The organism is Vibrio sp. 10N.222.54.A3 (assembly GCF_041474095.1).
Classification (GTDB): domain Bacteria; phylum Pseudomonadota; class Gammaproteobacteria; order Enterobacterales; family Vibrionaceae; genus Vibrio; species Vibrio crassostreae_C.
The window spans coordinates 1-6,382 of sequence record NZ_JBFRTN010000100.1; the positions used below are offsets into that span (position 1 = coordinate 1).

At 47.7% G+C, this 6,382-nt stretch carries 1 protein-coding gene; it reads right to left on the reverse strand.

From position 1 onward, the window contains the following. Positions 1-62: 62 nt before the first annotated feature. On the reverse strand, positions 63-6,382 hold a 6,320-nt coding region (locus AB4507_RS19215), incomplete at its 5' end, for a VCBS domain-containing protein (protein ID WP_372183122.1).

The window sequence follows — 6,382 nt, forward strand, 5'->3', positions numbered from 1 at the left end:
TCTTAAGTGAACGGCATTAACATGCCGTGCTCCTTTTTTTATCTAACCGAAGGGGTGATGTTCTAGTTATTTGGGTCTATGTCAGGCAGTCCGTCAACGTCATTATGATGGTGTAAAGAATCATCAATAGATGGGTTATCGGTATGGTGAGACAGCCCATCACTCATACCATCGTCAGTTTGCTCAGCCCCATAAGCACTCTCGGCATCACTGAAAATGATATCGATATCATGCGCTACTGGTACATTGTGTGACGGTGAATCTATAGACGGCGAGTCAGCATTAATACCCAGAGCGTCTAGGTAAGCATGGGCACCAGAACGCTGTTCGTGTTCGCCTATCGCTGTATGTTCTAGGTTTGCCGTCACCTCATCAAAATTAAGAGTAACTTCATCAGGGGTGCTGAAAGAGGCATCCGGTTCATCCGCTTGGCTCATGCCGGGTGCTGGAGGAGGTGGTGGAGCGATTGGCGATAAATCCATGCCAGTTAGTGTGGTTTGGTCAATGTGATGTCCGCTGTTTCCATGGACGGATTGCGAGTGCAAATGTAGGTGCACCGCGACTTGTGAGTTTTGAGCGCCTCCTAGGGTTAAAACAAACGAGTCGGTTTCGTCTGTACCACTACCGTAAGAGCCTCCTGTATGTGTCTTAACGACGCCTGATGAAGTTTGTTGGTAATCGTAACTCAACTCTCCGGTTGCAGGATTGACATGCAAAGTACCAAATTGACCGTGTAATGCAGTGAGAGAGTGTCCGTGGTGATCTGATATTCCCCAGCCTGTCATTGGCGTAGGCGTTCCTTGGTGAATAATTGGAGGAATTCCGATTGAGGCATGCAGGTCCTGATTGCCTGCACTGCCGGTAATTTTTGCAGGGGCAACTAGGGTTGGCATTGGTGGAACATCGCTGTGTCCATCAATGCGCATTTCAACTTCTTGAGTTGTAATGCCCCCGTGTCCATCATCGACTAATAGAGAAAACTTATCGGTCAATTGTTCACCATTATTTAAAGCATTAACATGGCTATTGCTGTTATTAAGTGTGTAGACCCAAGTTTGTGTATTGCTATTATAGGTAACAGAACCATACTGTGGCTGATGTTGGCTATCAATACTGACAGAATGTTGATCGCTATGATCAACATCGCTGATAATAATTTGCCCAGAGGTCGCATTTGCAGCATCTTCATCAATGTTATGTGCACCTACGATAACTTCAGAAACTGTTGGTTTATCATTAGTGCCATGCACATTGATGGTAATAATTTGTTTATCACCACCAGCGGTCGTTACTTCATATTGAACCTGCTCGACTTGCCCTGCCGCTAAGTGCTGAATATTGGCATTGGGAACCGAATAAGCCCAATCACCGGCTTTTCCAATGGTCAGATGACCGCCATAGGGATCACTGATCGCATGGGCATTACGAGTGTCGTAAAAATGATCTTCACCGGCATCAGGATCGATAACATTCAACACGCCAGTGACAAATATCGTATGTTGGGCATCACCTTGTACGTGGCGATCTTCTGTTATTTGACCGCTTTTATCTCCGGCGAAGATCGCAGCATCGCCAACTGCCGAGAGTGTTGTTGATGCACCGGTGTGGGTCACACCACCGTGGGCATCTTTGACGTCATAGCTAAAATGGACATCGCCGTTATAGTCTTTTTCTGGCGTAAAGGTAAAGGTGCCATCGCCATTAATTAATATCGAACCATGGTCGGCGTGTAGGTTCTCAATGGATAATTTGCCAATATCGTTATCATCGATATCAGTTGTGTTAGCAAGTAGCAGTGCTGGGGTGAGGACAATTTTGCTATCTTCTAAGCCATTCGCTAAACGCACTTCAGCCGAGGCAATTGGCGCATCATTGGTGCCATGAACGGTCACTGTGATATCTTTTTTAGCACTGCCATCAATAGATTCAACGGTAAAGGTTTTCTGGAAGCTTTCCCCTGCGCCTAAATGTTGGACTTTATCATTGTCAATATCGTATGACCAATGGCCCTTTGCGTTGATATTGAACCGACCACCTTCGGCGGTGGTGATGGTTTGTGCAATAAAACCGGCTTGGTCGTGATCGGGGTCAATCACGTGTAACGTGCCGCCACTGCTGAGCTGATTAGTGGTATTGCCAAAGGAAGTGTGATCTTCGTAAACATGATTATTGAGGCTGGAGTAGGGCGTTACTTCAATTTTTGCTTGGTTATCTTCACCGGTCACCTTCACCATAATGGTGAGCTTTTGACCATCATTGGTTTCGATTTCGTAGGGGAGCTCCATCGACTCGCCAGCATGTAGGCTACCAATGAGATCGTCCGCATGACGATTGGTAACAGCTTCTAATCTGAATTGATAAGTGCCATTAGGCCAAACATCAAGGTGACCAGGCTCAAACCCTTGGCCTAAATACTTCCCGCTAAAAACAAACTGAGTGTTATCACCACTATCAGGGTCAATTAGCTGAAGCTGGCCTCTATAGAATTTAAATTCGCTATCCAGCGCTTGTGTTTCAGTGAGCTGAATGACATTAGAAACCAGTGTGGCTTTATCATCTGTCCCGGCAATCGTAAGCGTGGCGGTTTGTTGCGTACTTCCACCATGGCCATCTTCTACTTGATAAGTGATAGCGATTTGTTGCGACTGACCATTGGCCAAATGGTTAAATGCGGGATTGGTGGCATCAACAATTAATGTATGACCATCAGTATCTAAGGTAATGCCCGTTGGAAGTTGGCCCGACTGAGGTTGACCATCGATGGCATATTCAAGGTGACTGATGGTTAAAGCGTCGCCGTCTTTGTCTGTGGCACCTACTAGCAGATTGAGGGTGTGATGATTATCGGCCCCCTCACTGACACTGTCGGTTAAAGGCGTCACATCAGGGTTGTCGTTAACCGCAGCTAAGTTGGTGGTTGCGCCGGTGTGTGTTACACCACCGTGTGCATCTTTGACGTCATAGCTAAAGTGCACCGCGCCGTTGTAGTCTTTTTCTGGGGTAAACGTAAACGTACCATCGGCATTGTTTAGAATAGAGCCATGGTCAGCATGCAGGTTTTCAATGGTTAGTTTACCGGCGTCATTGGCATCCACATCGACGGTATTCGCTAATAGTTGCGCGGTGGTTAAGGTTTGGCGTGTATCTTCACTGCCATTTGCAAGCACCACTTCAGATGAACAGTAAGGTCTGTCGTTACTGCCGTGAATGGTGATGACAATATCGTGTGTTGTACCATCTTTTGAATGGACTGTAATCGTATCGGTTAAGCTTTGCCCTTCACCAAGTTGGTCAATTGCAGTGCCACGCGTTGTGGGTCTAGCACCTATACCTGATAGATGCCCAGCATCGGCATGGTAATGCCAGGTGCCATCGGTGAGTAAGATTAGATCGCCATAGGTGCCGTGATAGTCGTAACCATTGCTGCCTTGGCGTTCAAATCCTGACTCGCCTACATCGGGGTCTGTGATGGTCAGCTTGCCATCAGCATAGAGTGTTGTATTGCCAAGTGTGGCGATGCCTGAGTGAGCATAGTCGGGTGACATGTCGACACCCGCGCTGTTTTCGGTTATTGAACCAGTATCAACGCCAGCGATTTGGGCTTTATCGCCAACAGCCGAGAGCGTCGTTGATGCGCCAGTGTGTGTTGTACCACCATGCGCGTCTTTCACATCGTAGGTGAAGTGGACGCTGCCGTTGTAATTGTGGCTTGGAGTGAAGGTGAAGGTTCCATCGTGATTGTCTTGAATCGAGCCATGGTCAGCATGCAAATTAGCGATAGTGAGCTTACCTGCATCGTTGGCGTCTACGTCAACAGTATTAGCGATTAGCTCGGTTGCTGTGATGGTTTGAGCAAGATCTTCTTTACCGCTGTTCAGTTGCACTTCACCAGAACAATACGGACGGTCGTTATCGCCATGAACGGTGACAACAATATCGTGAGTGGTGCCATCAGCCGATTTGACGGTGACAGTATCCGTTATCGATTCACCTTGGCCGAGGTGATCAATCTTTCTACCTGTTGCGTCTTGGCCTATGGAAGCGTAGTAGCTCCAATCTCCGTTACTCTGAAGTATGACACGACCATGAGTGCCGTAATAAACGCCGGTTTGGGCATGGCTTTCACCGGAGTCTGGATCAACAATGTTCAGGTGACCATCAGTGTGTATTTCGTCGTTCCATAATTTGCCGATGTTTCCATGCATATGATCTGGTGAGCGATCATCGACGTAGCCACCAGACATTGTACCATCTGGTGCTGTATAGGTATGCCCTTCATGAACATCTCCAGTATAGACACCGCCGATAACGGCAGAATTATTAACCCCTGTAATCGTTATTGAGAGGTTTTGAGTGCTGCTCGCATTATGCTCGTCTGTGACTGTTACTGGAACAGTCAATGTCTTCGTGACACCTGATGCTAACGATTGATAGCTAGAGTGAGCAGGATCGAAGCTATAACTGCCGTCCGGATTAACCACCAAGCCATCAATCTGCGGTGCGCTGTAAGTCAAGGCCGCACCGGTATCAATATCTTGGCCAACCATTTGTCCATTTAGAACGCTTCCACCTTCAGTCACTGAGTGGGACTGAGCATTGATGGTTGGGGCATCGTTGGTACCATGAACCGTTAGCTCTATCGTGTGTGTTGTACCATCTGCTGAGCGTATAATGGCTGAATCGTGTTTAACTTCACCTTGCGCTAAGTTCTGTATATTGCGGTTGTCGAGGGTATAGGTGTAGTGACCGTCGCGCATGAGCAGTATGTGCCCACCCAGTTTGGTGTCGTAGCCAATACCTTGATAGGTTTGTGAGCCTATATTCGGATCAAACTGTGCCTCTCCCTTATCAGGGTCTTGGATGTTTAATCTGCCGTCGTAATGCAGTTGGTAGTGGGTATCTATATAGCCGCGATCTTCAGTTACTCCCCGTAAGTCTGCATTGGCTTGTGCGTCGGTAATAATCGCGTTATCTGGAGTTGCGATAAGATCAAACTTAGCTTGAGTGCTGACGCTGCCCCCATGGCCGTCAACCACATCATAGGTGAGTCGAATCTCACCATTGAAATCTTTATCTGGCGTGAAGGTATAAGTGCCATCTTTATTATCAGTCAGGCTACCGTGTGTCGCTTGCAAATTTGTCACGTGCAATACATCGCTACTATCCACATCGCTTGCATGTGTTAGCAAGTCAGAAGCCTTGATGGTTACGGGTTGATCCTCTTTACCCGCAGGAAGCTGAGTCCACGCACTGACAATTGGTTTGTCGTTGCTGCCTTGCACATCGATAACGACTTTATGAGGGACTGTCGCTCCTGTTGAATCGGTAGCGGTGATCCAGAATGATTCAGACTGATGTTCACCAGCCGCGAGTTTATCCGCGGCACCGCCGGTTGAATTGTCTAGCTGATAGTGCCAATGACCATGCTGATCAATCGACAGCGTTCCCCATTGACCTTGGGGTTGATTGATTGCCCACGTAACGGTGTCGGACTTATCTATATCAGTCGCGATTAAGCTCCCTGTCGCATCGGGGTTTCCTGCCGTGTTCAAGCCCTGTTCGATCACCGCGCCACTTGAGGTACCTGAGATAGTAGGGCGGTCATTGGTACCATTAATCGTCACTTTGATGGTCGACGGTGTGCCATCAATAGACGAGACAGTAAAGGTCTCTTCGACTTTATCGCCGACGTTCAATTGATTAAACGCACTGTTGGCGGTGAATGTCCATTGGCCATTAGCACCAATGGTGAGGTTGCCGTTGGTGCCAGTAATCGAATCCGGTGTGAATGCGTTATCTGGATTATCCACGTCGGTACTGGTCAATGTTCCTGAAGTCGTTACCGCTTTGTCGGTTTCATCGATGGCAACGGTCGCACTGCTGACAGTAGCGGCGTCGTTAGTGCCGTTAATCGTGACTTTGATGGTCGAAGGTGTGCCATCAACGGAAGTGACAGTGAAGGTTTCTTCTACTTTATCGCCGACGTTTAATTGATTAAATGCGCTGTTGGCGGTGAACACCCAATGCCCATTAGCATCAATAGTTAGGTCGCCATTAGCTCCAACAATGGAGTCTGGCGTAAATGTGTTATCAGGATTATCAACATCGGTACTGGTTAACGTGCCTGATGTCGTTACCGCTTTATCAGTCTCATCCACACTGACTGTTGCGGTACTGACTGTCGCTGCATCGTTAGTGCCATTAATCGTCACTTTGATCGTTGACGCTGTGCCATCAACCGACGATACCGTGAAGGTCTCTTCGACTTTATCGCCGACATTCAATTGATTAAACGCGCTGTTGGCGGTGAATGTCCAATGGCCATGGGCGTCGATGTTTAGGTTGCCGTTGGCACCAATAATTGAATCCGGTGTGAATGCAT